28 protein-coding genes and 1 other RNA gene are annotated in these 26,214 nt (G+C 52.1%); 9 read left to right on the forward strand and 20 right to left on the reverse strand.

Annotation, left to right across the window (positions count from 1 at the left end):
- The 8 genes from PLD04_04775 to PLD04_04810 form a co-directional block, all read right to left on the reverse strand.
- Window positions 1-348 (reverse strand): carboxymuconolactone decarboxylase family protein, encoded by a 348-nt coding sequence (locus tag PLD04_04775; protein ID HXK67635.1) that lies wholly within the window; start codon window positions 346-348, stop codon window positions 1-3.
- Window positions 349-408: 60 nt separating this feature from the next.
- The gene (gene cysK / locus PLD04_04780) at window positions 409-1,347 is read right to left on the reverse strand and encodes a cysteine synthase A (GenBank protein HXK67636.1); all 939 of its coding nucleotides are present in this window, start codon (window positions 1,345-1,347) and stop codon (window positions 409-411) included.
- A gap of 31 nt (window positions 1,348-1,378) precedes the next feature.
- Window positions 1,379-2,305 carry a serine acetyltransferase gene (locus PLD04_04785; protein ID HXK67637.1) on the reverse strand — a complete coding sequence of 309 codons (927 nt, stop codon included), beginning with the start codon at window positions 2,303-2,305 and terminating at the stop codon, window positions 1,379-1,381.
- 78 nt (window positions 2,306-2,383) lie between these two features.
- Window positions 2,384-2,803 (reverse strand): CoA-binding protein, encoded by a 420-nt coding sequence (locus PLD04_04790; GenBank protein ID HXK67638.1) that lies wholly within the window; start codon window positions 2,801-2,803, stop codon window positions 2,384-2,386.
- 32 nt (window positions 2,804-2,835) lie between these two features.
- Window positions 2,836-3,306 (reverse strand): hypothetical protein, encoded by a 471-nt coding sequence (locus PLD04_04795; GenBank protein ID HXK67639.1) that lies wholly within the window; start codon window positions 3,304-3,306, stop codon window positions 2,836-2,838.
- Window positions 3,307-3,489: 183 nt separating this feature from the next.
- Window positions 3,490-4,626: a polysaccharide pyruvyl transferase family protein gene (locus PLD04_04800; GenBank protein HXK67640.1), complete on the reverse strand. Its 1,137-nt coding sequence runs from the start codon at window positions 4,624-4,626 to the stop codon at window positions 3,490-3,492.
- A complete protein-coding gene (locus tag PLD04_04805; GenBank protein ID HXK67641.1) occupies window positions 4,623-5,672 on the reverse strand; it encodes a nitroreductase family protein in 1,050 nt (349 codons plus the stop codon). The genes PLD04_04800 and PLD04_04805 overlap by 4 nt, the downstream gene beginning before the upstream one ends.
- Window positions 5,673-5,686: 14 nt before the next feature.
- Window positions 5,687-7,045, reverse strand: coding sequence for a flippase (locus PLD04_04810; GenBank protein ID HXK67642.1), 1,359 nt, complete (start codon window positions 7,043-7,045; stop codon window positions 5,687-5,689).
- A gap of 138 nt (window positions 7,046-7,183) precedes the next feature.
- Between PLD04_04810 and PLD04_04815 the strand changes: the two genes are divergently transcribed.
- The 3 genes from PLD04_04815 to PLD04_04825 all read left to right on the forward strand — a co-directional run bounded on the left by PLD04_04815 (window position 7,184) and on the right by PLD04_04825 (window position 10,006).
- Window positions 7,184-7,753 (forward strand): glycosyltransferase family A protein, encoded by a 570-nt coding sequence (locus tag PLD04_04815; protein HXK67643.1) that lies wholly within the window; start codon window positions 7,184-7,186, stop codon window positions 7,751-7,753.
- Between the two features lie 175 nt (window positions 7,754-7,928).
- Window positions 7,929-8,891 carry a glycosyltransferase gene (locus PLD04_04820; GenBank protein ID HXK67644.1) on the forward strand — a complete coding sequence of 321 codons (963 nt, stop codon included), beginning with the start codon at window positions 7,929-7,931 and terminating at the stop codon, window positions 8,889-8,891.
- Window positions 8,888-10,006 (forward strand): glycosyltransferase, encoded by a 1,119-nt coding sequence (locus PLD04_04825; GenBank protein ID HXK67645.1) that lies wholly within the window; start codon window positions 8,888-8,890, stop codon window positions 10,004-10,006. Before PLD04_04820 ends, PLD04_04825 begins: the two co-directional genes overlap by 4 nt.
- Window positions 10,007-10,026: 20 nt before the next feature.
- Here the strand turns inward: PLD04_04825 and PLD04_04830 are convergent, their stop codons facing one another.
- The 6 genes from PLD04_04830 to hrcA are packed head-to-tail and all read right to left on the reverse strand — an operon-like array spanning window position 10,027 to window position 16,078.
- The gene (locus PLD04_04830; protein ID HXK67646.1) at window positions 10,027-10,731 is read right to left on the reverse strand and encodes an RsmE family RNA methyltransferase; all 705 of its coding nucleotides are present in this window, start codon (window positions 10,729-10,731) and stop codon (window positions 10,027-10,029) included.
- Window positions 10,698-11,492: a 50S ribosomal protein L11 methyltransferase gene (locus tag PLD04_04835; protein ID HXK67647.1), complete on the reverse strand. Its 795-nt coding sequence runs from the start codon at window positions 11,490-11,492 to the stop codon at window positions 10,698-10,700. The genes PLD04_04830 and PLD04_04835 overlap by 34 nt, the downstream gene beginning before the upstream one ends.
- A gap of 28 nt (window positions 11,493-11,520) precedes the next feature.
- Window positions 11,521-12,621 carry a molecular chaperone DnaJ gene (dnaJ, locus tag PLD04_04840; protein ID HXK67648.1) on the reverse strand — a complete coding sequence of 367 codons (1,101 nt, stop codon included), beginning with the start codon at window positions 12,619-12,621 and terminating at the stop codon, window positions 11,521-11,523.
- Window positions 12,618-14,453 carry a molecular chaperone DnaK gene (dnaK, locus tag PLD04_04845; GenBank protein ID HXK67649.1) on the reverse strand — a complete coding sequence of 612 codons (1,836 nt, stop codon included), beginning with the start codon at window positions 14,451-14,453 and terminating at the stop codon, window positions 12,618-12,620. Before dnaK ends, dnaJ begins: the two co-directional genes overlap by 4 nt.
- Window positions 14,431-15,042, reverse strand: coding sequence for a nucleotide exchange factor GrpE (locus PLD04_04850; protein ID HXK67650.1), 612 nt, complete (start codon window positions 15,040-15,042; stop codon window positions 14,431-14,433). Before PLD04_04850 ends, dnaK begins: the two co-directional genes overlap by 23 nt.
- Window positions 15,032-16,078: a heat-inducible transcriptional repressor HrcA gene (gene hrcA, locus PLD04_04855; GenBank protein HXK67651.1), complete on the reverse strand. Its 1,047-nt coding sequence runs from the start codon at window positions 16,076-16,078 to the stop codon at window positions 15,032-15,034. Before hrcA ends, PLD04_04850 begins: the two co-directional genes overlap by 11 nt.
- 125 nt (window positions 16,079-16,203) lie before the next feature.
- Between hrcA and glyA the strand changes: the two genes are divergently transcribed.
- Genes glyA through PLD04_04880 form a run of 5 tightly spaced genes read left to right on the forward strand, consistent with a single transcriptional unit; the run spans window position 16,204 to window position 20,189 of the window.
- Window positions 16,204-17,463: a serine hydroxymethyltransferase gene (glyA, locus tag PLD04_04860; GenBank protein HXK67652.1), complete on the forward strand. Its 1,260-nt coding sequence runs from the start codon at window positions 16,204-16,206 to the stop codon at window positions 17,461-17,463.
- Window positions 17,464-17,476: 13 nt separating this feature from the next.
- The gene (locus PLD04_04865) at window positions 17,477-18,133 is read left to right on the forward strand and encodes a deoxynucleoside kinase (GenBank protein HXK67653.1); all 657 of its coding nucleotides are present in this window, start codon (window positions 17,477-17,479) and stop codon (window positions 18,131-18,133) included.
- Between the two features lie 32 nt (window positions 18,134-18,165).
- Complete coding sequence (gene panB / locus PLD04_04870; protein ID HXK67654.1) at window positions 18,166-18,975, forward strand: 3-methyl-2-oxobutanoate hydroxymethyltransferase; 810 nt, start codon at window positions 18,166-18,168, stop codon at window positions 18,973-18,975.
- Between the two features lie 3 nt (window positions 18,976-18,978).
- Entirely contained in the window at window positions 18,979-19,836 is an 858-nt protein-coding gene (panC, locus tag PLD04_04875; protein HXK67655.1) for a pantoate--beta-alanine ligase, read from the forward strand.
- On the forward strand, window positions 19,833-20,189 hold the full coding sequence (locus PLD04_04880; protein ID HXK67656.1) for an aspartate 1-decarboxylase: 357 nt from the start codon (window positions 19,833-19,835) through the stop codon (window positions 20,187-20,189). Before panC ends, PLD04_04880 begins: the two co-directional genes overlap by 4 nt.
- 18 nt (window positions 20,190-20,207) lie before the next feature.
- Here PLD04_04880 and PLD04_04885 read toward each other — a convergent pair whose 3' ends face one another.
- From PLD04_04885 to PLD04_04905, 5 genes are all read right to left on the reverse strand, one after another.
- Window positions 20,208-21,149 (reverse strand): glycoside hydrolase family 3 N-terminal domain-containing protein, encoded by a 942-nt coding sequence (locus PLD04_04885; protein HXK67657.1) that lies wholly within the window; start codon window positions 21,147-21,149, stop codon window positions 20,208-20,210.
- A 46-nt stretch (window positions 21,150-21,195) separates the two neighbouring features.
- A complete protein-coding gene (locus PLD04_04890) occupies window positions 21,196-22,014 on the reverse strand; it encodes a TIGR00282 family metallophosphoesterase (protein ID HXK67658.1) in 819 nt (272 codons plus the stop codon).
- Entirely contained in the window at window positions 22,004-23,560 is a 1,557-nt protein-coding gene (gene rny, locus PLD04_04895; protein HXK67659.1) for a ribonuclease Y, read from the reverse strand. Before rny ends, PLD04_04890 begins: the two co-directional genes overlap by 11 nt.
- 42 nt (window positions 23,561-23,602) lie before the next feature.
- Window positions 23,603-23,784, reverse strand: a non-coding RNA gene (gene ssrS, locus PLD04_04900) — 6S RNA.
- A gap of 26 nt (window positions 23,785-23,810) precedes the next feature.
- Entirely contained in the window at window positions 23,811-24,110 is a 300-nt protein-coding gene (locus PLD04_04905) for a cell division protein ZapA (protein HXK67660.1), read from the reverse strand.
- A 128-nt stretch (window positions 24,111-24,238) separates the two neighbouring features.
- Here PLD04_04905 and PLD04_04910 point away from each other — a divergent pair, with 128 nt between their 5' ends.
- Window positions 24,239-24,949, forward strand: a complete 711-nt coding sequence (locus PLD04_04910) for a hypothetical protein (protein HXK67661.1) — start codon at window positions 24,239-24,241, stop codon at window positions 24,947-24,949.
- Between the two features lie 57 nt (window positions 24,950-25,006).
- Here PLD04_04910 and arsB read toward each other — a convergent pair whose 3' ends face one another.
- A complete protein-coding gene (arsB, locus tag PLD04_04915) occupies window positions 25,007-26,203 on the reverse strand; it encodes an ACR3 family arsenite efflux transporter (protein ID HXK67662.1) in 1,197 nt (398 codons plus the stop codon).
- Window positions 26,204-26,214 lie beyond the last annotated feature (11 nt).

The raw sequence follows: 26,214 nt of genomic DNA on the forward strand, positions 1-26,214 counted from the left end.
TCAGGCCTCAGCCATCTCCTCCCATGCTGCCCAGGCACGGCGGATGTGGGGTATCGTGATGGATCCTCCCACGATCAGGGAAACGGAAAGAATTTCTTCCAGCTCCTCTCGAGTCAGTCCCTGTTCTCTGCACTGGATCAGATGGTAGAGAATACAGTCATCGCAACGAAGGACGGTCGATGCGACGAGGCCCAGCATTTCCTTTGTCCGTGACGGCAAAGCTCCATCCTGATAGGTCTGCGTATCAAGATTAAAAAATCGCTTGGTTACGAGTCCCGCATTTTCCAGAACGATTGAGTTGAGACGCTCACGTTCCTCTTTGAACGTGCGGACGCGGTTTGCACCCATGACGATTACCTCCTTGTGAGATCAGTCGTAAAGTGTACCATGCTCAAACAACGAAGCCGATCACTGGAATAGCCAGGTGGAAAGGTACCGTTCACCACAGGATGGAAAGATGACTACAATGGTCTTTCCCCGGTTTTCTTCCCTTTCGGCGACCTGAAGAGCCGCCCGGAGGGCGGCTCCGGAAGATATGCCTCCCAGGATCCCTTCTTCCCGGGCAAGCCGCTTCAGGATAGACGCAGTATCTTCCGCGGTCACGGGAATTACTTCATCGATGATGTCCCGGTTAAGGATGTCAGGTACAAAGCCGGCACCGATTCCCTGGAGCTTGTGGGGACCCGGCTGGCCTCCCGACAACACGGGAGATTCTTCGGGCTCGACAGCCACAATCTGAACCGAGGGTTTCAAAGACTTGAGGACCTCCCCGACTCCCGTGATCGTTCCTCCCGTGCCCACACCCGCAACCAGGATATCGACCGCTCCCTCCGTGTCCTCCCAGATTTCCAGGGCCGTAGTCCCGCGGTGAATCTCGGGATTGGCGGGATTGCTGAATTGCTGAAGCATGAGATGGCCGGGATTTTCATTCACGATTCTCTGGGCTTCCCGTATCGCCCCGCCCATTCCCTGATCACCCGGTGTCAGAACCAGTTCGGCTCCGAAGGCCTGAAGGAGCTTTCTCCTCTCCAGGCTCATGGTTTCGGGCATGGTAAGAATCAGCCGGTACCCCTTGACAGCCGCAACAAAGGCCAGCCCGATTCCCGTGTTACCGCTGGTGGGCTCGACAAGAACGGTTCCCGGCGTTAACCTCCCGGATTGCTCGGCGTCCTCGATCATGGCCTGGCCGATGCGGTCCTTTACACTCGACATGGGGTTGAAGAATTCCAGTTTGGCCAGAATGATCGCCGGTAGTTGGGCTCCGATCTTTGAAAGCCGGACCAGAGGGGTGTTTCCGATCGTCTCCATAATGGAGGAAGATATTTTGGGCCGATGGCTCCGTTTCATGATTGCATCCTTCCTTTGTGATACCTTCTGGCTATATCCCCGCGCCGCCTTCAAACTGTGATTCGACGGGACTTCCCTGAAGAATACGGCTTCCAGGCGGTACGTCCTTCGTGACCCAGACATTTCCACCGATCACGGAGTCTTTTCCAATCGTGATTCGGCCCAGAATCGTTGCGCCTGCATAGATGATTACTCCATCTTCCACAATGGGATGACGGGGAATCCCCTTCACGGGATTCCCTTTCTCGTCCCGCGGAAAGCTCTTGGCTCCCAGGGTTACACCCTGGTAGAGACGGACATTGGTGCCCAGAATCGAAGTTTCCCCAATGACGATCCCGGTTCCGTGGTCCATGAAGAACCGTTCTCCGATGGAGGCTCCAGGGTGGATGTCGATGCCCGTTGCGGCGTGAGCCATTTCCGTGATAATTCTGGGAATGAGGGGGACCCCCAGAAGGTAGAGTTCATGGGCCAGTCGATAGTGGGTCATGGCACGGATGCTGGGATAACAGAAGATGGTTTCTCCGTGGGTTCCGGCAGCAGGATCGCCGTCATAGGCGGCCTGTACGTCCGTAGAGAGCTTGTGCCGAATGTCCGGGAGACGTGTAAAAAATCGCTTCACGATCTCTTCGGCCTCGGAAGCTGGATGCTGGCAGTGCTCGGAGTTTCCACAGGCGCACGAAAAGCAGAATCCCCTTCTTACCTGCTCGGACAGGTTTCTGAAAACCCGATCCAGGGAAGAACCCAGATGAAAGATGAGGGAGTCGGGGGTCAGGTCGGAGTTTCCAAAATATCCGGGGAAAATCACAGATCTGAGGTTCTCGACGATCGTTTCAAGCACCTCAATCGAGGGCATGGGAACTTCCAGGTTCTTTCTCTGCAGGACTCTCTCGTAGGAATCGGGACTGGAAAGAGATTCAACAACGGAAGTTAAAAAACGGTCAGATAGAGGGTAAGTCATTTAAATTTCCTCTCATTAGCAATAAATAACCGATTCATGCATCGATGCGTTCGAAGCGAACCATCGATTTGCACCAGATCAGGATGCAATGTGCCGGGATTCATGCTCCTTCTTTATGCAGGTATCCGAAATCACCTGGATGCCCTTTGCCCTTGCCCGCCTTGCGGCCTCCTCATGGTTTGCTCCAATCTGCATCCAGATCGTCGGTACGTTCCGCTCGATTGCCTCCTCGACAATGGGGGGAACGGCATCGGAACGGCGAAAAATATCGACGATATCCACCTGAATCTGGTCGGGAATTTTCTTCAGAGAGGGGTAACACTGGAGGCCGCCGATCGTCTGACAGGTTGGATTTACGGGCACGACCGTGTATCCGTGTCTGTGAAGATACATCCCAACAACATACGAATCCCTGTCGGTTTTGTCCGACATGCCAATGACGGCCACGGTTCGGGAATCAGAAAGAATCTGAGAAATTTCTTTTGCCTGATCGGTCATGGGGCCTCCTGGATAAGGTTCAATGAAAGGAATTATGCCTTGGCTCCCTGTCCTGTGTCCAGGTGGAGAAGGTGGATGATCGAATCTCCATCCTTGAGCTCCTGGATGTTCCCTGTTACGGTGACTTCCTTTCCCTGCAGTTTGTCAATCTTGACGTCCCCCAGGCTGTCGGGGCAGAAGTGGAAGATCTTATCACCCGCCGTCACGAGAACTTTCTCGCATGAGGAAGCTTTATGCAGGTCACAGTGCATGCAGGCAATAGTCCCGGAAAGGGTAATGTCCTTTGATTCCTTCACAACTTCATGGCCTCGGACAGGACAATCTTCTCCACATTTTTTTTCCTCCCCCGCAGTGGCCATGGCGGGAACTGTCTTTGAACCACAGGGTTCCACGGTTGCCGTCTGAGCAGCGTTGTCACAGGGAAGGGGGGTGGGGGCGGCAATGATTGCGAATGAAAAAAGAATGAAAAGAGAAAAAATGGAAAAAAAGGCAGATTTTGACATGGTGGCCTCCTCGGGTCGTTGTCTTTATTGAAACAGGATCTCAATTATATGTATTCCTTGAACTCGGGCATACTTTCCCTGTTTCATTTATTTTTTCATTCAGGGGGATTTTTGCATGCAATTGACAAAATAGTATTGATGGAAACAGTTGTGTTGATGCCATACACGTGAGAAATATCCGCATCAGTTTCGAAGAAACTCCAGGACTTCCTCCCACATTCGAAGAACCAGTTTCCGATGATTTTCTGCTTTCGCCTTTAAGTTTTGTACCAGGGATGTTCTTGCAGAATAGTTGAGGAGACGATCAATTATGGGTGAGGGATCACTCTTCAGTTCTTGTGAAGATATCAAATTCTCCATGCATCCATAATCACCAAAGAGGCCATCATATTTGTGGCTCCAACCGGTACCGATCGTAGGAATTCCCTGAGACAGGGCGCCAACAAGAGCATGAAACCGTGAGGCCATAACCAAATAGCTGGAACCAAGAATTCCTTTAATATGAAGCGGATTTTCCTTTTGAATCATCTTTAGGGAGTAGGGCAGGGCAGATTGAATCTTGTTGCCAAAATCAATGTCGCTGCTGTACTCATGGAGAAGAAGACAGGGAGTTATACCCCTTTGATGCAGATATTCGATCGATCGGACAAGAAAGAGCAGATAATCCTCTTCGGTTTCCCCTGATGTCATATCGATCATTCTGAAGTTCGGAACGATGCAGGCTATCTTTTCGTCTTTTTTAAATTCATTCGATGGGATTCCATCGAGGAGTACGGTAAAATCGGGAGCTTCTCTGATATTCAAATGCGGTCCATCCAGTTCCTGGAGGAACTGGAAAGACTGGGAATCCCGCGCATAAACAATGTCGGCTAAATTAATTATTGTCCGAACGTATTTCCGGAGGGCATGATTTAAAAATGGACCAAATGCCTGAGGTAATAAGATGACCTTTTTATTGTCGTGTTTCCATCGTTTACAGGCCGACGCCATTTCCCGGGCATAGATCGTTCCCCACTTATCCCCATAAGCAAAACCTGAAATATCGATCACCGCGTCAATCTCGGATTCGGTAATCATGCCATACGTTTTCCTTATTTTTTCTGGAATAAGTCGAACAATCTGTTGACCCGCATGCCTGAGAAATTTGATCCGGGCCTTTTTGTAAAGGCCAAGGGAAATTCGATTTTCGCGGGTAGCATAAATAGGGTCAATAACGATTTTACAATTTTGAAAAGAAGTATTCAGTTGGTCAATTACGGATCTGAGCATCAGTTCTGCACCCTTGTTTACAAAGCCCGCACCCCTGACTTCGAAAATCATGAGAGATTGTAGCTCCTGAGCTCCTCGACACTCTTTTTCTGGGAGTATCCCACCATTCCATCGGGATCAGGATACCCGAGAGCGATAAGCATGATTACTCTTTCATCCGGTGAAAGGTCGAGCAACAGGCGCATCTTTCTATCCCGTTTTTTAATATCCGGCCAATTAATGCAGCAAGTCCCTATTTCCATGGTTTCCAATGCATAGATGAGAGACATGGATGCCAGTGATGCGTCGATATAGATGACATGTCGGTCGCATTCGTCGGAGAATGCAGATAGCTTCCCGATCACTACAATGACCACGGGAACGTCCTCTTCAAATCCTCGAGTTCCGTAGGAGAGTGACAGAATCTTCCTGACAAGTTCGCATTCGTCGAATACCATAAACTTGAATGGCTGTCGATTGCATGCACTTGGCGCATGAGATGCGTTCTCAATGGCTCGATCGATGAACTCGCGTGGCACCTGTCTATTCCGATACCACCGTGTCGATTTTCGTCTTTTGGAAAGGGCTAGAAGGGATTCTGTTTTTACCGGGGCCGGGCCCTTCACGACATCCCTGTGAAGTGAGGGTATACGGTCATTCTTATCTTCCCAGTGTCCAATAATCCCAAATTCTTTCTTGGCCTGGTAGACCGAAGGATCATCTCCAACCCGTTCAAAGTAAGCTGCCAGTACGTCATGAGCCCAATGGACAAGTTCCGGATTGCACCCATGATCCATTTTAGAGGATCTTTCTGAGGCGCGATGAAACAGCTTCACGGTTTCGTAAATGTAATCTCTTGCAAAGATTTCACGTGTGTGTTTCATCATTAGACCCTTTTCGAGACGGTGAATATTTCTGCGAAGCATGGATTCATGATGCAATCCTTGCTTGAAGAATTTATTGTATGTAACCCTACCATTGAGAACACCGTGCTTTTCTGATGAAAAAGATAGCGAGATGAAAGAATAGTAAAGGTGGCTGAGAAATCGTGTGCTTGAGCAAATTCTAGCCGCATAATTGTCTGCGGCAATAATGCCCTGTTTTATGATTCTGGCCATCTTCCTCACGACTTTCATTGTGCATTCTCCGTTTCTGACATTCTCTTAAAAGGTTTGAGAAAGGCCACTGTGATCATTTTACCAACAATCTTTGTCCCTGGATGAAGAAAACAGGATAGATAAGTGGCAGCGGCATAAGAGATCAGTGTGGCTATTGCTGCACCAATAGGTCCAAGTTGTGGAATCAGAACAAGGTTAAGGACAATGTTCATGATTGCCCCGAGTCCATGCCTGATCATTGAGAACTTGATAAACCCTTCGGCGATAAGATATTTACTTAGAATCGCCCCTGAGAAAATGAAAATGCTTGCCCAAATATGAATGGCAAGCACGGGTATGGACTCTCGAAACACATCTCCATAAAGCAAGAGAATAATCGGTTTCGAAAGAACACTGATCATTATCGAAAGAAGAATAGACAGGGGAATTACAACATTGAAAATCCTTTGAAGTTTGGCGTGGTAAATGGCCACGCCAGCCTTTTTACTTTCAATGATCGAAGGAAAGACAGAAGTTGCAATTGCAACGGGGATAAAATACCAGACTTCAGAGAGCTGAACAGCAACCGAATAGATACCTGTAGCAGTGTCTCCTGAAATCTGACGAAGCATGAGAATGTCAATCTTGAGATAGATAACCGCGCCGAATCCGGAAATGATTAAAGGCCATGACTGAGTGAGTAAATCTTTTGCGATCTTTCGTTTCATCCGCCATGCGAGAAGCCGGTGCCCGGTTCTATGATAGAGAAAAACCAGTCCTATCCCTCGTAATGCTGCTTCAAGTGTTACAACCCAGGCAAAAGTAACAAGGTTTGCTCCCGTGAGAATCAGGATTATTTTAGAAAGTGACGCGATGATAAAGGAGAAAGTTTTGGCCATGACGGAATACTTTGATTGAACCCTTGATTGAAACCACAGGTCGACACTGTCAACGGCCTGAAGGATCAGGGTTAAGGTCATGATCATTACCAGCATGATCGCCTGATCGTCTCCGCGGTTCACGATGACGATCGTGCCTATGGACAGGATAGAACATAGGATTCCGCCCAATAGCTGTATTCCAAAGGAGGTGCCGAGGAGGTCGTCTTTTTGTGTAGGGTTCTGCAAGATTTCTCTCACAACGATACCGCTTATTCCCATAGATGACAGGGAGGAAAACATGGCGATGAAGGCCAGAGCAAAATTGAGGAGGCCAAAATCTGATGGGCCAAGGTATCTGGCAACCCAGACTCCGACAATAAATCCAATCACCATGCGCAATAATTGGTCGGACATCAACCATTGCGCGTTGAAAAAGATTTTCCTAAACTCCTGGTGGTTCTTAAAATACATCTTGATTTGTTGAGGAAGAAGTGAAGATAAAATTCTTGTCATGAAATCGAATTCTCATTCTGATGCCGGTGCTTGTAATGCTTCATTGCTAAAAATTATAGCATGCTGAAGCCAGAACTTAAGCCTGAAATCTTCTTTTCATGTACCTGTAAGCCACTGTATTACAATAACTTCAGAGTAATGAAACCTGCACAGATCAGTGGAATCATCCCAACCTTCAATCGTGCTAACTCTCTTCAACGAGTACTGAATAGTGCAGAACTCGCTTCAACAGGCGATCTGGAGATTATTGTAGTTGACGATGGTTCAACCCCTCCTATTGATGCAAGGGCTTTGTTCGGCTCAAAAGATCGACGATTCCTGATACGCCATGAAACCTCTATGGGGGCGCCTGCAGCCAGGAACAGTGGGATTTCCCTGGCAAAAGGAGAATATCTTCTCTTTCTGGATGATGATGAATTGATTTCTGGTTCTATTGACAAACTTGTTGAACGATCCCGCTGTCTCGGAAAAGAGTATGGTGTCATTTATGTTGGCCACATCCGAAAATATCCATCTGGTAAAAGTAAAGTTCATCTACCTCAGGAAGAAGGGTTGTTAGCCACTCATTTATTAGAGTCTCCCGAATATGGGACGGCAACTATGATTCGAGGTGACTTGCTTCGTGATATCGACGGAATTGATTCCTCCCCCGCAGTGGCCATGGCAGGAAGCGCCTTTGAATCAAAGGGTTCCACGGTTGCCGTCTGAGCAGCGTTGTCACAGGGAAGGGGGGTAGGGGCGGCAATGATTGCGAATGAAAAAAGAATGAAAAGAGAAAAAATGGCAGATTATGACACGGGATCTCAATAAACGATATTCCTGAAAATGGAAAAAAAATAGGCCTGGCTGGTTGAACCGGAAGGAATCTGGGATAATGGGATGGATGCCACGGGACGGTCTTGAAAAGGTTCAGGGAGATTCTGATGTCCGGTCGGGTAAACCGGTGGAGATTTCCATCGTCATACCAACGAAGAATCGCCCGAAAGAACTGGCGGAGTCGCTCCGGAGCCTGGATCAGCCATCCAGTGTGGCCAAAGAGGTGATCGTCGTGGACGATGGTTCTGACCCTCCCCTCATTCATGAAGCACTGAAATTGTCCTCCTTTCCTCTGTTCATTCTTCGAAACGAGGGTACTCCGGGTGCTCCCGCCGCACGCAATCTCGGTCTGGCACGTGCACGGGGAGAATATATCTTTTTCCTTGATGACGATGATGAAATCCTGCCCGGGTCGCTGGACGCTCTCCTTGAAAAGCTCCGGGAGAGTGAAGCCGATGCAGTCTATGGAGGTTACCTGCGCAGATACGCCTCGGGAGGGCGCGGCGACTGCACGGTCTTTCCGGAAGCCGGAGACGATATGGTCCGGGAACTTCTTGCAAGTCCGCAGTGTGCCAAGGCCGTTTTGGTTCGAACCGATGCAGTCCGAAACGTTGGAGGGTTTGACGAATCCTTACCCAGCTGTCAGGATTGGGATCTACATCTGCGGCTCTCCCGCCAGATCCGGTATGCAGGCTTAAAGCAGACGGTACTGATCTATGCCATTCATTCCGGTTCCATTTCCCAGAGCCTCTCCCGAAGGCTGGACGGACAGGGGCGGTTTCTGTGTAAACATGAAGGTCTGTTCCTGGCTCACCCCAATATATACCGGAGCCATTTAACCTATCTGGGGCTTCTTGCCCTTTCTCTTGGCAACGTTTTAACGGCCCAAAAATGGTTGTGTCTGGCACGGGAGCATGCATCATTTCTTTCCACTGCAACACTCTATCGTATTCTTGCAGCCTTCCCTGCCTTCGTCAGTCGCCGCCTTGCCCTCGGATTGCTTCGAGCATCCGGATCGGTGGAAAATTGACTGCGATAAAGGTGCTTCATGCAGTCGGGAATCTGAATGCAGGTGGGGTTGAAAAGGGAATCGCTGCTCTTCTCCCCGTCGCCCGACAGTATGGGGTCGATAGTGAAGTCCTCTGCCTCATGGGGACTGCCGGAACCTTGCTTCCACGATTCCGGGAAGAAGGGATTCCCGTCCATGTTGTCCCCCGGTCCCGGGTCCCAAAGGGAGGAATGAGGATCCTGCGTTTTGGGAACTACCTGACAGACTTTCTGAAAGACAAAGGTTTTTCCGCTGTCCATGTTCATGTTTTTTATCTGTCCGGCGTCTGCCTGAAAGCGGCCCACAAGTCCGGTATTTCCTATCGGATCGCACATATTCATGCCCCGGTGGAAGAATATCGATCTACGGGCCGGGGTCAGCTTGCTCTCCGGGTAAACCGCATTCTCCTGCGCCAACATGCCACGCGGATCCTGGGTGTGGCCCCCCACGTACTGGAGGGGTACTTTCCGGAGAGCCGACAGGGAGGAGATCGGTTCGATCTTGTTCCTGCGGTTTTCCACCCTGAAGAGTGGGCTCATCCATCAGGTGTTGAGGATGGTTGCGGGGATGTTCTGCGCATCACCCAGGTCGGTCGGTTACACAGGGCAAAGAACCACCTTTTCTCACTCAAAATCGCATCCCGTCTCGCAGAGAAGAAGATTCCCTTTACTCTGCAATTTGTTGGTGACGGCCCGCTTAAGGAAGAGATTGAAAGGGAAATTCAAACACGAAACCTTCAATCCTTTGTGACTCTTGCGGGTGAGGTAGACTCTGTTAAGGACATTCTTCAGAGGGAAACAGATCTCTTTATCTTCCCTTCCCGGTACGAAGGCATCCCACTGGCTGTCCTTGAAGCCCAGGCTGCAGGGATTCCCTGTGTGATTTCGGACGCAGTTCCGAAAGATGCCATCGTGGTGCCGGAGATTGTGACACGGCTTCCCCTGGATCGCATGGACCTCTGGATTGAGACGATTCAGTTCCTTGCTGTGCATCGGCCTGCCGTGCCAGGCAATATCATGAATCGATTTCAATCCTCTCTCTTCAATCCGCAACGGAATATGGAGCGGATACTTCCATTATATGGAATAATCCGCTGATTTGAATTTGTGAGGATTGATTAACGAGAAAAGGCCTTTGCCGCCTCGTACCATGTGACGGCTGTCATCGCGGCGGTTTCCATTCGCAGGGGTCTCGTTCCCATGGACAGGCGCAGGAGCCCGCGTTCCTGAAAGAGCTGATATTCATGATCCGACCACCCGCCTTCCGGTCCGATCAGCAGGATGGGGGAAGGATTGGAAACAAGGCAGCTCCACGAGGTGAAGGTGTCACCCATGTCCAGGTATGCGGGCTGGATCTCCGATGAAAGGAGTTTTTCCAGAGAAATGGGGGGATGAATCGGGCAGACCCACGGATAGCGGGATTGGGCCCGGGCACTCTCCGCGATCGCACCCCATCGCCGGATCATGCCTTCTGTGACCGTTCGAACGGAAGATCGTTGGGTGATAATGGGACGAATCTCTCTGACACCCAGTTCACCTGCCTTTTCAACGAGGACACCCATGCGCTGTCCCTTCGGGATGGCGGTGGCCAGGCAAAGTCGGGGTGGATCGGAATCGATGTTTCGTGCCTCCAGGTACCGTACTCGAATCTGTTTACCTTCAACAGAAACCGCCTCCGCCAGCCAGATCTGCCCCCGTCCGTCGGAAACTTCCAGACAATCCCCGGTTCCAAGACGCAAAACGGTGAGAAAGTGGCGGCTGGCCTCCCTGGAGAGCCGGGTTTCTTCGCTCAGGAAGAAGAAGGGAAAAGGTTGAGGTGCCATGCGGCCCAGCCTCCTTCGATTCTCCTGGAGAGGATCTCCAGGTGTTTCTGACGGTCCAGAAATGTGAAAAAGTCTTTATCTCCGGCTTCAACACCGCTGATGATCAGATCGCCTCCAGGGCGAACCCAGCGGAAGGCTTCTGGAAGGATCGACCGGAGGGGGAGGGGAAGAAGATTGGCAAGGAGGAGATCGAAGGATGACCGGATTGAAGCTTCGGTTCCGATCACGGTATGAAAGGAGGTTGAATTCAGAGATCCGTTCCGGCGGCACTCAAAGACTGAGTCCGGATCGATATCGACGGCAACAACCTGAAGAGCTCCCAGGGCGGCAGCCGCGATGCTCAGGATTCCGCTTCCACATCCAAGGTCCAGCACACGTCTTCCCTGTAAAGAGAGCTCGGACAGGAGCCGCAGAACGAGGCCGGTGGAAGCATGGTGCCCGGTACCGAACGCCGCACCCGGCTTCAGAAAGAGCGGTTTCAGGTGGGGTGGAGGGGGAAATCGTTCAGGATCGGGTGTCACATAGAAAGGCTCCAGGATCACGGGGGCCAGGGAGGCATTGAACACTGCGACCCAGTCTTGATTCCGATACAATTCGGTTTGGATTTCGAGCGATGGAAAATGGTCGGCAATCCGGGAGAGCAGGGATTCAACTCTATTCCTGTCCCCGGCAGGAAAGTAGGCAACCACACCGGAACCGGTTTCCTCCATTCCCAGACAGGATTCCGCATAGAGAAAACCCGTCAGGAGCTCGAGGTTCATCACTCTCCGAAACTCCACTCGGAAAAACTCAGTTGAAAAGTTCTTTAATACGGGCAAAGGGACTCCTGGGCCTCTCCAGGGACTCACCAAGCTCCTTCAAAATCTTACGCTCACTGGAAGAGAGTTTTTCCGGAATTCTGACCTTCATGTGAAGGAAGAAGTCGCCACGTCCATTTCCCTTTAACCGAGGCATGCCGGACCCCTTTAACCGGAGAATGGTTTCCGGCTGCGTTCCGGCAGGAACCTTGACCTTTCTCTGCCCGTCCATCGTATCGATCTCAATCTCTGCACCCAGGGATGCATCTACCATGCTGATCTGCAGTTCGGCGTGAAGATCGTCCCCCTCCCGGCGAAAATGGGGGTGAGGTTTCACACGAATAACAACGTAAAGGTCACCGGTCGGACCGCCATGAATTCCGCCCTCACCCTCGCCGCCAAGGCGGATAATGGTACCGTTGTCAACGCCGGGAGGCACTTTCACATTGATGGTGCGCTCCCGTTCAATGAGAGCCTTTCCCGAACAGTCTCTGCATGGATCCTGGTAGATCTGTCCGGCCCCCTGGCACTGGGGACAGGTCCGGGACAGCATAAAAAAGCCCTGCCGGTATTGCATCTGTCCCCGTCCACCGCATACGGAGCAGGATATAGGTTTTGACCCGGGTTCGTGACCCCGACCCCCACATCGGGAACAGGTTTCGTGTCGCGGAATCTTCAATTTGAGAGAGGTTCCTTCGAAGGATTCTTCAAAGGGGATCTCCACGTCGTATTGGATATCCTGTCCGCGTTGTGCACGGGGTTCGCCTCCTCTTCGGCGTCCTCCGAAAAGATCTCCGAAGCCAAAAAAATCCCCGAGAATATCAGCGAAATCTCCAAACACCGTTGGATCAAAATCCTGAAATCCCTGAGATCCCACGGCGCTATGCCCGAATCGATCATATTTTGACCGCTTTTCACTGTCAGAGAGGATACTGTAGGCTTCGGCCGCTTCCTTGAACTTCTCTTCGGCTTCCTTGTCTCCCTGGTTTCGGTCCGGATGGTATTTCAGGGCAAGCTTTCGATAGGCCTTCTTGATCTCCTCCAGGCTTGCCTCGCGGGACACCCCGAGAACTTCGTAGTAATCGCGCTTCATGAACCTGCTGGACCCTCCTCGCCTCCAGCGGGCTTATATAACATCACCTTGGTCAGGATCTGACCGACAATCCTCATTTTGTCAATGTGTTCATTCAGGGTTGCCCGGGAGTTGGCGGCCAGGTGGTCCCTGGAGTCTTTCAGAATCTCTTCGGTCTGCCTTCGCTCAGTCTCTTCCAACAGGTTTCCAAACTCACGAAATACACGATCGTTGGTGTAATAGAGGCCTTCAAGCCGATTTTGAAGTTCCCGGATTTCTCTCCGCAGCTGGTCTTCTTTCGCATGGGCAGTAGAATCGACGATGATCTTGTCAATCTGTTCCTGTGTCAGGCCGGAGGCGGGATTGATCTGAATGCTCTGCTCCGCACTGGTTGCCAGATCCTGAGCCGAAACCTGGACGATTCCGGATGCGTCAATGGCAAAAGTTACATCGATCTGGGGAACGCCGCGGGGAGCCTGAGGAATACCCACAAGCTGGAACTTCCCCAGGGATTTGTTATCTTTTGCCATTTCCCGTTCCCCCTGGAGAACGTGGATATCGACCACGGTCTGGTTGTCCGCTACGGTAGTGAATATCTGGTTTCGCTTGGTGGGAATCGTGGTATTGCGGGGAATAATCCGGGTAAAGAGGCCGCCATGGGTTTCAATGCCGAGACTCAGGGGAGTAACGTCCAGGAGAATGATGTCGGTGACATCTCCCTGGAGGACTCCGGCCTGAAGCGCTGCGCCAACAGCGACGACCTCATCCGGATTGATCTCTTTGCTGGGAGCCTTTCCAAAGATTTCCTGGACCAGGGACTGGACCTTGGGCATGCGGGTCTGTCCACCCACGAGGAGAACGACGTCGATGTCTTCCGAAGACAATCCCGCTTCCTGGAGGGCATCGACACATGGCATTCTTGTCCGATCGAGAATGTCAGCAACGAGGTTCTCAAAAAACTCTCTCGTAATTTCTTTCGTCAGGTGTTTGGGCCCATCTGCATCCATCGCGATAAAGGGCAGGTTGATCGTTGTGCTCGTCTCATAGGAGAGTTCGCATTTAGCCTTTTCGGAGGCTTCCTTGATACGCTGGAGTGCCATCTTGTCCAGACTCAGGTCGATTCCGGTTTCAGCCTGATAGGTTTCGATCAGATAGTTCATCAGACAGATATCCAGATCCTCTCCACCCAGGAATGTATCTCCGGAAGTCGATCGAACTTCGTATACACCTTCCCCGACGGTCAGGATCGACACATCGAAGGTTCCACCGCCCAGATCGTAAACGGCGACCGTTTTCGTACCTTTCTTTTCGACGCCATAGGCAAGACTGGCGGCGGTAGGTTCGTTGATGATGCGGAGAACCTCAAGACCGGCAAGCTTTCCGGCATCCTTCGTGGCCTGTCGCTGAGAATCGTCAAAGTGGGCCGGCACGGTGATGACGGCCTGCGTGATCTCTTCGCCAAGATAATCCTCCACGAACGACTTGATGTCCTGAAGGATAAAAGCGGAAATCTCTTCCGGAGAATAATCCCTGCTGTCGATGCGGACCCGGACGTCATTATTATCCGCCTGAACGATATTGTAGGGAGAAATCTTCCTTGCCTTTTCGATTTCAGGTGAATCGTACTTTCGTCCAATCAGACGTTTCACCGCATAGATGGTTCTTGAGGGATTCGTCAATGCCTGCCGCTTGGCAAGGTTTCCGACGAACCGGTCTCCGTCTTCGGTGAAGGCCACCATGGAGGGTGTGGTTCTTGCTCCCTCGCGGTTCGGAATTACTTTCGAATCTCCAACCTCGATAATGGCGGCACATGAGTTGGTTGTACCCAGATCAATCCCCAGCACTTTCGCCATTGGCTTCCCCTTTCTGGCCCGGAACGGGCATCAGGACCCTTACAAGTACGGGCCTCAGCAGACGATCATTCAACAGGTACCCCTTTTGAAACACCTCACCGATGGATGGTTCTTTTACATCACCCGACGGTTCTGAAGATACAGCTTCATGAACGTGGGGATCAAAGGCATCTCCCGGCTGAGTGATGATTTCCCGAACGCCCATTTTTTCAAGAAGATTGTCGATCTGTTTGAGGATCAACGTCACGCCTTCATGAAATGCCGCGACATCGGAACCCTCGGATTGAACCGCCCGGTGAAAATTGTCGACGATGGGTAAAAATTCACAGTAAAATGAAGTGAGTGCGAAACGTACCTGGTCCTCCCGGTCTCTCGCTGTGCGTTTCTTGAGGTTGTCCAATTCCGCAAGGGTCCGCAGGTACCGATCCTTCATCGTGTCCAGCTCCGCCTTTAATTCCGCACTGGAATCATTCGGAGAGTCGATGGACTCTGCCTTTCTTTCCTCGTCTTCTAATGAGAAATCATCCAGGCTTTCCCCGGTATCCTCGATGATGGTCACTTCGTCGTTGTTGTGCTTGTCATCCGTCATGGAGCTCCTCCTTTGAAGATGAGAGCTTTGTGTTTAAAACCTCCGCAGTCTCTTCGACCAGGGGGATGATACGTTCGTAGGCCATGGTTTTTTTGCCGATTACCCCGATGACACCGTGTCCTTCACGTTCTTTTCCATAGGAGGTGGCAATCAGGGAACAGGTGTTCTCTTCTGTGAACGGATCTTCAGAGCCGATAAAAATATGGGTTCGATCATCTTCAATGCATCGATTCAGAATGGACATGAGCTTGGTTCTGGAAGTGTTGGACACGTTGACTTCCTTGAGAATTCTCTGAGCTACTGGATCGTCCGGAATTCCCTCAACATGGATCTCTTCCCGGGAAGAGTTCATGAGGGAAAGCAGACGATCGGAAATTACAAGAGCACCCTGCAGTAAACTGCCGTCGCCAGATCTGGCTGTGCGTATCAGGGCGTGTAACTTTGAGCGAACCTGCCAGAGTGTCATGCCGGAATATTCAACCGTGAGATAGTTGGAAAAGGTTATCAGCTCTTCGCGAGTGAAACATTCTTCACAGGTGATGACTTTGTTCAGGATATTTCCCGATCGAGCCACCAGGACCGAGAGGATTCGATCTTCCCCGAGATGGATGAAGTTGATGCTTTTCAGGCGGATGTGACCAAAGTGGGGCGCGAGAACAACGCCCACGTGGTGAGTCAGCTTGGCCAGCATCCGGGGTGTATGTTGAATTACTTTGTCAACCTCTGCGTCCTTCATGTACAGGTGAGCGGGGATCAACGTGTCGGATCGGGCCGGGTTGCGAAGTAGGATTTCTTCCACATAGAATCGAAAACCCTTATCCGAAGGAAGTCGCCCCGCCGATCGGTGGGGCTGAAAGAGAAATCCCTGATCCGCAAGTTCCGCCAGAATGTTGCGAATTGTCGCGGAGCTCCAGGGACAATCCTTGAGTTTTGAAAGCGTTCGTGAGCCGACCGCTTCCCCGCTGGCAATATAATGACTGACGACCGCTCGAAGAATAATTTTCTCCCTTGCGGACAGGGTTTCACCGTTATCCATCAGCCCATTATAACATCAGGATCTGCCAGAACCTTCCCGAAATCCTCTCCCGCGTTGATCTTCATTGAAGTCATCCCGTCGGATGGGATACAATGAAGGGGAATCCAGATATACAGGGGGGAACGATGCATCACCATCTCAAGGCCGCGGACCCGGAAATTTTTGATGTCCTGATGCGGGAAACGGAACGCCAGCATGCGGGACTTGAACTGATCGCATCTGAAAATTTTGTGTCTGAAGCGGTCCTGGAAGCCATGGGGTCCGTTCTGACAAATAAGTATGCGGAAGGCTATCCCAAAAAACGGTATTACGGTGGTTGTGTTCATGTCGATGTAGCCGAAGATCTGGCCCGGGACCGTCTCATGACGCTGATGGGGGCCCCCCACGCCAACGTTCAGCCCCACTCGGGCACACAGGCAAATATGGCGGTGTATTTTGCTGTCATGGAGCCCGGCGATACGCTGATGTCCATGAGGCTGGACCACGGCGGCCACCTTTCTCATGGACACCCGGTTTCTTTCACGGGAAGGTTCTATAACGTAGTGCACTATGCCGTGGACGAGAAGACGGAAATCCTGGATTTTGATCTGATCCGCCGTCTGGCCGTAGAGCATAAACCGAAAGTTATCGTATGTGGATACAGTGCTTATCCGAGGACGATAGATTTTGGTGCTTTTCGGGCTATCGCTGACGAAGTTGGGGCCTACCTGGTTGCAGACATTGCCCATGTTGCCGGCCTGGTGGTTACCGGCAATCACCCCCATCCCCTGCCTCATGCGCACTTCGTAACCGGTACGACGCATAAGACGCTCCGGGGACCGCGGGGCGGGTTTATATGTGCCGCGGATGAGGAGCTCGGAAAGACCATTGACAAAGCTGTCTTCCCCGGTATGCAGGGGGGGCCGCTGATGCATGTCATAGCCGCCAAAGCTGTAGCCTTCCATGAAGACCTTCAGCCTGAATTCAAGCAATATAGCAAGCAGGTTATTGCCAATGCACGGAAGCTGGCCGAAACCCTTACGGATCAGGGAATCCGTCTTGTCTCTGGCGGCACGGATAACCATCTCATGCTGATCGATCTTCGGCCTCAGGGGCTGACCGGAAAAGAAGTGGAAAAATTTCTGGGTCAGGCGGAAATCACAGTAAACAAGAATACGATTCCTTATGACCCGCAAAAGCCTTTTGTCACCTCCGGCGTTCGGGTGGGTGTACCCGCGGTGACGACGCGCGGCATGGGGGAGAAAGAAATGGAAACGATCGGAAAGCTACTGGCAGAGGTGATTCATTCCAGGGGGGATGAAAGTGTGCTGGCCTCTGTGAGGAATCGGGTCGGTGAGCTTGTCGCAGCCTTTCCTCTCTATCGGGAACGGCGCGAAGCCCGCTGACTTCAGAGTATCCATGCCGGAAGCTCGTTTAATTGCCATTGACGGTCCCATCGGTGTAGGGAAAACCACGCTGGCCAGAAAATTTGCCCAGGCTCTGAAGGCCGTTGCCGTGCTTGAGCGGACCAACGACGGTCTGTTAAAAGATTTCTATGGGCAGAATCCCGGTTCCGATGTTGCCATTCAATTTGAATTTTTGTACAGTCGGATGGATCAGCAGAAGGAAATCAAAGCCCATCTTTCCCGGGGGAGATCCGTCGTAACCGATTACACGTTCCCGAAAAACCTGATCTTTGCAGGACTTAATCTCCGGGAGGAAATCAGGGATGTTTACCTGAAGTATTACAACCTTTTCTCCCCGAACGCAGCGAAACCGGATCTGGTCATCTTCCTGCAGGGTTCTCTCCCGTCCATTCTGAAGAGGATCCGCCGCAGAGGCAGACCCTTTGAAAAGAAGATCCGTCAAAATTACCTTCAGTCCGTAATCGACGAATATGGGAAGCATCTTTTTTCTGATCCCCCGGACCGGTTACTGATCATTAACACCGATGATATCAACGTTGCTGATGTGCGTGGCGACGTTGATGACCTGGTCAGGGTGGCCCTCGACACACCGCCTGGTGTAAACTATTACCATCCACCGGGATCCCTCCGGGACCCGGATGGACGCTGAATAGATCCAGTTTTACTCTTCAGGAGGCACTTATGAGCGATAAAGCCAAAGTGACCGTCCCCGCGTTTCGTCTGTCCAAGGGAAGCAGACGACTCTCCATGGTCACAGCCTATGACACGCCCTCTGCGCTTGCCTGCGATGGAGCGGGTATCGATGCAATCCTGGTCGGCGACAGCCTGGGTATGGTGATTCTGGGCCATCCAAGCACTCTCCCGGTGACCATGGAAGATATGGTCCACCATCTGCGGGCCGTGCGTAGCGGGGTGCACAGGGCTCTTCTTATTGCCGACATGCCCTACCTCTCCTATCATGTCAGTCTGGAGGATTCCATCCGCAATGCGGGAAGGATGGTACAGGAGGGAGGAGCGGAAGCTGTAAAAATTGAAGGTGGAAAGAAGAGAATCCCGGTAATTCGCGCCCTTCAGGATGCGGAAATTCCTGTCATGGGACACCTTGGGCTGACGCCGCAGTCTGTCCATGCTCTCGGAGGGTATCGTGTTCAGGGTCGGGAGCCCGGATCTGCCGCCCACTTTGTCGAAGCGGCCGTGGCTCTTCAGGATGCGGGAGTGTTCGCCATTGTTCTGGAAGGGATGCCCGATTCAGTTGCTGCCGAGATAACCCGTAACGTGAATATACCGACCATTGGGATCGGAGCCGGACCGCACTGTGATGGACAGGTCCTGGTCTTTCATGATCTTCTGGGCTGGGCTTACGGTCCTCTTCCAAAATTTGTTCGCCCCTATGCCGATCTGAAGACCATTCTCCACGAAGCGCTGGTATCCTATCGCCGGGATGTGGAGGAGGGTGTGTTTCCTTCAGGTGATGAATCCTACGGAGGTTAGTCCATGGAAATTGTACATAGTATTCAAAGAATGCAGGCTCTTGCCAGGAAGCTTAGACAGGAGGGACGAAAGGTAGCCTTTGTTCCCACCATGGGATATCTTCATGACGGCCATCTTTCCCTCGTACGAAGGGCCAAACAGGTGGCCGAAATTGTCGTTGTCAGTATCTTCGTCAATCCGACCCAATTTGGTCCGACAGAGGATTTCAGTCACTACCCGCGGGATCTCGTGCGGGATCTTGATATGCTGAAGGATCTTCAGGTTGACTATGTCTTTACTCCCGAAGCCGATGAAGTCTACCCCGAAAAATTCGACACAAAAATCACACTGCCCCGTCTCTCCTCCACCATGTGCGGTGCCTCAAGGCCGGGTCACTTCGACGGAGTGTCTGTCATTGTTTTGAAGCTCTTCAACATCGTTCTGCCGGACTTCGCCATCTTCGGGCAGAAAGATTACCAGCAGGCACTTATCATTCGGACTATGGTCCGGGATCTTAACATACCGGTGGAAATCATCGTCGGCCCGATTGTTCGAGAGAGCGATGGACTGGCGCTATCCTCCAGGAATACCTTTTTGTCCGACGCTGAGCGAAAGGCTGCTCTGGTTCTTTCAAAATCCCTCTTTCATGCGGAGAAATTGATCATGGAGGGGGAACGATCGGTCGAAAAAATTAAAGAGGACATGAAGGAGCTCTTTGAAAAGGAGCCACTCGTAAAGATAGATTATATTGACTTGGTCGATCCCGAGGATCTGGCCCCGTTGAAGCGCCTTAATTCTGACACCCTGATCGCCGTTGCGGCCCATGTCGGGAAGACGAGACTGATCGATAATGTTCTCGTTCAGACGGGAGGTGAATCATGATTCGCACGATGATGAAGGCAAAGCTTCATCGGGCCCGTGTGACGGAAGCCAACCTTGACTATATGGGCAGTATTTCTGTGCCCGGTGATCTGCTGGACCTGGCGGATATCCTTCCGAATGAAAGGGTGGAAGTCTATAACATCACCAATGGCTCCAGGCTCGCGACCTATGCTATTCCCGGTCCGACCGGTCAGATCACGATGAACGGGGCTGCCGCCCACCTGGCCAGGCCGGGCGATATGATTATCATCTGCTCCTATGTCATGGTGGAAGAGGAACGGGCCAGAAACTGGAAGTCAACCGTGATCCTGCTGGATGAAAATAATCACGTCCTTCGCCTGGAAAATCGCTGAAGGACCGGTATAGAGCGGTCAGGCCTGCAGCATTCGAACCGCACGAACACGCTCGATCCTCTCTGCGAGCACTTCGCGGGGTTTGTGGGAAAGTGCTTCAACCGTCGCAGGCAGTTCCTCCCATGCATGGGAAATGATGAGCAGGTCGCATCCGGCATCAAAGGAACGTTCCGCACGTTCCTGGATCGATCCTTCTCCGGATAAGGCACCCATTTCCAGATCATCGGAGATCAGGGCACCCTGGTAGCCCCATTTTCGGGGAAGGCTCAGGATGGGAGGAGACAGAGAGGCAGGACGACCCTGAGGGTCCAGTTCCGGGTAGCGCGCGTGGCTGACCATCATCCAGGGAACCATGGCATGCAGTTTACGAAAAGGGGAGAGGTGGTGATCCAGGTTTTTTCCAAAGGTGACCTCGGGAAGGGAGTGGTGCGTGTCCAGACGGCTGCCCCCCAGTCCAGGAAAATGCTTTAAGCAACATTGAATTCCGGCGCGGTCCATTCCTGCAATAAATGCCCCGGCCTTCAGGATGATGTCGTCCGGAGCCTCTCCAAGCAGTCGCCTTTCCAGACCCGATCCCGGCTGGGCCGGACCCAGGTCTACGGCGGGAGCAAAGTTGACATCGAACCCGAGATCCTTCAGGTCCTGTCCCCAGGAGTATGCCATGGTCTCGATTTCCCTGCTGGAAAGAGATGCATATTCTTCCGGGGAGGGCAGATTCCCCAGAAAGGAGGATAGTCGGTTTACCGGGCCGCCTTCGTGGTCGATGGCGACAAAGGGCTGGCCCGGCAGATTGTGAATTGCGGAGATCAGGGTCTTTAGATCGGCTCGGGTTCCGACATTGTGTGCAAAGAGGATGATGCCGGCAGGAGGGTACTGTTTCATCGTGTCAAAGGAGAGTCCTGGATCCTGTCCGATACCGACTACGATACAGGAGGAAGGAGTCGGAGGAGAAGGTTTCATCCGCGTCGAACCGCACTCCTGTGGAACTGGACAACCCGGTGCCTGTTCATGACAGGATCAGGCTTTCGATATCCTCTTCCGATGAGACAAAGAAACGTTGAATGCTATAGGCCAGGGGCTTTTTGCTGTCCATGGTCACTACAACAGCAGACATGCGGGGTCGTCCATTGGCCGGTTCAAACCGTCGAGGGGTCTGCATCAGGAACTTCTCGATAATGATATCTTTTTTAAATCCAATCACCCCATCGTAGGCTCCCACCATTCCGGCATCGGTGATGTAGGCGGTACCCCCGGGAAGAATCGTTTCATCGGCTGTGGGAATGTGCGTATGGGTTCCCAGAACGGCACTGACCCTTCCATCGACATAGTGGCCGAATGCGGTCTTTTCGCTTGTGGCCTCGGCATGAAAGTCGATGATGATCGGTCCGGTTCGGGAAAAGCGTTTGATCAGATCATCCGCCATCGCAAAGGGACAGGCCAGAGCATACATAAAGGTCCGTCCCATCAACTGCAGGACGGTGACTTTCTCTCCGCCGGGAAGATCCAGGGTGTAATGGTCATACCCGGGGTTTCCCTCCGGATAGTTTGCCGGACGGATAACCCTGGGAAAATGCTCCCAGCTGGAGACAAATTCTTTCTGATCAAAGAAATGACTCCCCGTCGTATAGACATCAATAGGAAGATCCTCGATCTCCTCCATGACGCGAAGATTCGGCCCCTTGCCGCCTGCAATATTCTCAATATTTACGATGGTCAGATTGCTTTTTACTTTTTTGACAAGGGGAGGCAGGTAGGTGAGAAGAAGCTGGCGGCCCGCGCGGCCCACGACGTCTCCGAGAAAAAGAAGAGTCAGCTTACTTGGCATAATCGACGGCCCGGGTTTCCCGGATGACCATAACCTTGATTTGGCCTGGATACTGGACTTCCTGTTCAATCCTCCTGGCCACGTCCTTGCTCAGCCACATGGCCTCCGCATCGTTGATCTTTGTGCTCTCGACGATAATTCTGAGCTCACGCCCGGCCTGGATGGCGTAGGCTTTGCTTACACCCTTGAAATCGTTGGCAATGCCTTCCAGCTTTTCCAGCCTTCGGACATAGGACTCCAGGGCCTCTCTCCGGGCTCCGGGTCGTGCGGCGGAAAGCGCATCGGCGATCGTAACCAGGACGGCTTCCACCGTTCGCGGTTCCACATCCCCATGGTGGCATTCCATGGCATGAATTACCGATTCCGACTCTCCGTATTTCCGGAGCATCTGTACGCCGAGTTCCAGGTGGGATCCCTCCATTTCCCTGTCGATGGCCTTTCCGATGTCATGGAGGAGTCCCGCGCGTCGCGCGACGTTGACGTCGGCCTTAATTTCAAGGGCCAGCCGGGCTGAAAGCTGAGCAACTTCCTTGGAGTGCTGAAGGACGCTCTGACCGTATGAAGTACGATATCGTAATCGTCCGAGATGTTTAATGATTTCTATGTGCAGATCGGGAATTCCCAGTTCGAAGGCCGCCGCCTCTCCCTCCTCCAGGATTCGGCTGTCGAGCTCAGCTCTTACTTTCTGCACGATTTCCTCAATCCGGGCAGGGTGGATACGACCATCGGTTATCAGGCGTTCGAGGGCCATGCGGGCCAGTTCGCGCCGCAGAGGGTCGAAGCAGGAAATGGTAACCGCTTCCGGCGTGTCGTCGATGATAAGATCCACGCCCGCAGCCATTTCCAGGGCGCGGATGTTGCGGCCTTCCCGCCCGATGATACGTCCCTTCATCTCGTCGGAAGGAAGGTCGACCACGGATACGGTCTGTTCCATGACGACATCGGATGCAATCCTCTGCATCGTGGATGCCAGAACATACTTGGCCTGATTGTTTGCCTGTTCCCGGGCCTCTTCCTCGATCCGTTTGACAATCTGGGCCGCATCCATGCGGGCATCCTGCTCCATGGATTTAATCAGATCCTTTTTCGCCTGATCCGCGGTAAGGCCGGCGACTTCCTCCAGCTTTCTCTGCTGCTCCTGGACCAGAGCCTCAGCGGCCTGGTTTTTTTCTTCAATCTTCTTTTCTTTCTGAGTTAGGCTCTGTTCCTGGTTCTTCAGGCGGTTCTCCGCCTGTTCCAACTGCTGTGTCCGACGATCCATCTTCTCTTCCCTCTGGTTCAGTCGGCGTTCAACCTGCTGGAGTTCCTTGCGCTGATCCCGGGATTGCCGCTCAAATTCCTGACGGGCCTGGTACACCTTATCCTTGGCCTCCAGTTCGGCCTCTTTGACTTTTCGTTGAGAATCTTTGGTTGCCTCGTCAATGATGCGTCGAGCGTCCTCACGGGCGGCCGTGAGCGTGTTGTTCTTTTTAACGTTCAGATAAAGAATAAAACAGATTGCAGCGCAAGCGAAACCGGCAATCGCAGCTAAGATAATATTGGTCATGGCTACATCCCCTTGGGTGGGGAAGGCAACATGAGGACAGCAAAGTCCCCCGCATGGGTCGTGTGGGTTTCGTCTCTGAACCTGGTCTCACCAGGTGGGTGTCACGTGGAGGGACCTTTAGTTCCTCCTGAAAGGAGAAATCACTGGTTCCCCCCAACAATGATTCCCAAAAGCAAAATGTTGGTTCAGGATCGCTATACCCATCACGAACCCCGCAGGGGAAAGGTTTCGTGTTTTGCAAAGAACCATGTCACGCACCCTCCTCAAGGGTACGTTTGAGCTTTTTTAACATCTCTTTGGCTCTGTCCTCGATGTTTCTTGAGTCACCTTCCTTAAAGTTTTTCAACTGAAAATATTCATCTGCAATGTTTAAAGCGGCCAGGACAGCAATTTTCTGTCCGTCCACGGTCGGAGCCACTTCAGCGACCTCTTTCATCTTTTCGTCAAGATAAGAAGCCAGCTTGTCCAGGTATTCCGGATCTTTATCGCTCTTGAGCCGATAAATCCTGTCAAATATCTCAACTTCCAGTATGTTGAGGTTCGCGTCCATAGGTCCACCCGTATCATATCACAACTGTCAAACCACAATCCCAAGACGGAAGGGAACATAAGTGGAATCTATGAGAGGGAAACCGATCCCTTTACAAACAGGTTCGGTCCCGATAAGATGGGTGCCCTATGGTTTCGGCTATATTCTCCCCGGGAGCATCCTGGGCCCTCACGAGGGATGAGGGCCGGAAATCCTTTCAGCTGAAGGCAAAGGGCCTTCCTCTGGTAGGAAACCCTGTTCTTCCCCGTACCCTTCCTTTTCTTGAATCCGCTCTCGAGGAACTCAGGATCCCGGCGGGTCCGAAAACATCTTCCACGTGGCATGCCGTAGGAAGCGGAGAATTGACAATATCCACGACCTTTGAAGGCTCGCAGCTTCATCCCTATACCCCTTTTCTTCCCTGTCTGGCGCTGGCCGATCTGCTCAACCTGCCCGTTTCCTCGACGTACCATGGAATACTACGGTACGGACCCGTCGGAATTCCCCGGGAAGAACTCATCATGCCTTCCCTGGCAACGGTTCCCCTGCAAAGCCAATCACTGCACGAAGGTCTGTCGGAGGCAGTGAAGGTGCTTCAGGAATCTGACGAAGAATGGGATGCCGATCTTCTGGTCGGATACCCTGATGGGAGAAATCTGGACCAGGATACTGTGGCCAAGCTGGCTCGTGATCTCTTCTATCTACCCGGAATGCGGGGCGTGGAAAAGATCCTCTCCGGCGACAAGCACGGTCTTGTGATCACCCTGGATCCCGTTCATGGGGTGGCGCCTGCTCTACCGCTTCTTACCTGTGGTCTCCTTGCCCGGACCTTTCTCGTCTTTCACAATCTTTCAGCCTGAAAATTAAGATCCCGGCGCCATTTCCCCGGTCAGTCAATGAAGGGTCGGGGTGGAGCTTCATGCCTCCGGTGCTTCTCCAAACCACCTTTGTGTGCGAAGGCAGATCCTGACCAGCCAGAGCATGACAGGAACTTCAATCAATACGCCCACAACCGTAGCCAGCGCGGCTCCGCTGGAAAGGCCAAAGAGCATTACGGCCGTTGCAATCGCCACTTCAAAGTGATTGGAGGCGCCGATCATGGCGGTGGGAGCCGCATCCTCATATCTCAACTTCAACAGTTTCGCCAGTCCGTACCCGAGCCAGAAGATCAGATTCGTCTGGAGGAAGAGAGGAACGGCGATCCAGAGGATTGTAAGCGGGTTGGAGAGAATAACCTCACCCTTGAAGGAAAAAAGCAGAACCAGGGTAATCAGGAGCGAAGTGATCGTGATCGGAGTAAGAAGGTGCAGGAACTTTTCCCTGAACCATACCTCTCCTCGGAAGCGGAGGATCGCCCTCCGGGAAAGATATCCGGCGAGAAGGGGAAGGGCCACGTAAATACCGATGGACAGAAGAAGAGCCTGCCAGGGTACGGGCAGCCTCCCGACTCCCAGGAGAAAACCGCCAAGAGGGCCGTAAAGAACCAGCATGGTCAATGAATTGATGGCTACCATGACCAGAGTGTGTCCGTCATTTCCCTTTGCCAGGAAGCCCCATACGAGAACCATCGCTGTACAGGGAGCAATTCCGAGAAGAATACATCCGGCCAGATAACTTCTCCAGAGGGGGACTTCAAGCATTTTAACGCCTCCGGAAAGTACGACCTTTCCTACTCCGTGCATGGCACCCACGGGAAGATCAAGGCCCAGCGGAAGTTTCACCAGATCCAGGGCATCGGTGCCGATGAGACCCCGAAAAAGAAAGCCCAGAAAGAGGATTGAAATCGCATACATGGTAAACGGCTTAACGACCCAGTTGATCACGAGGGTCAATCCCACGGGTTTGGCGTTTTTTCCGGCCTTAAGAACTTCGGCAAAATCAATTTTTACCATGATCGGGTACATCATGAAAAAGAGGCAGATGGCAATGGGAATCGAGACTACGGGAGCTTCGCCCACATAGAGAGCCTGACTGTCAAGCCAGGTTGCAATTCCCGGAGCGAATTTTCCCAATACGATGCCTGCTCCGATGCAGATACCTACCCAGAGGGAGAGATAGCGCTCAAAGCCACTGAGGCCCCCGGGTTTCTTTGTGATACAGGCCTTGGGCTCCATGTTCAGGGCTC

Source organism: Thermoanaerobaculia bacterium (assembly GCA_035593605.1).
Lineage (GTDB): Bacteria > Acidobacteriota > Thermoanaerobaculia > UBA2201 > DAOSWS01 > DAOSWS01.